We start from the raw sequence: 511 nt of genomic DNA on the forward strand, positions 1-511 counted from the left end.
CAATGAATTTGCGTCTAATTTTTATACTCTGCATTGCCAGTCTGTTTGCTGGTTGTGCTACTTATGCTGGCCTGAACTTTGACCAACTGTTCGGCCCTCAGTTGGTTCGTGAGCGTACTGCCAGCGTTGAAACGCCACAGGCAGATTTCTTCCAGCGCGAGGTAAAACCTATCGTGGATAACCGCTGTGTGGTTTGCCACGCCTGCTACGATGCGCCATGTCAGCTAAAACTCTCATCGGTAGAAGGGATCGACCGCGGAGCATCGAAAGCATTGGTTTATGAAGGCACTCGCCTGACAGCTGCTGCACCTACTCGCTTGTTTGAAGATGCAGAAACCACCCAAGAATGGCGCGACGCTGGCTTCCACCCTGTTTTGAATGAACGCGACCAAAGCATGGCGGCAAACCTTGAAGCTGGCCTTATCGCTCGTTTATTGCAACAGAAAGAGCGCCATCCCTTGCCAGACCAAGTGCAATTAGAAGGTTTTGATTTTTCGATTGATCGTGAGCA

At 50.3% G+C, this 511-nt stretch carries 1 protein-coding gene; it reads left to right on the forward strand.

Going from position 1 to position 511, the window contains the following annotated elements; all coding sequences use genetic code 11:
• Positions 1 to 2: 2 nt before the first annotated feature.
• On the forward strand, positions 3 to 511 hold a 509-nt coding region (locus R7044_RS28225), incomplete at its 3' end, for a fatty acid cis/trans isomerase (RefSeq protein ID WP_225456406.1).

The sequence above is a fragment of the Vibrio sp. 1402 genome, from assembly GCF_033340275.1.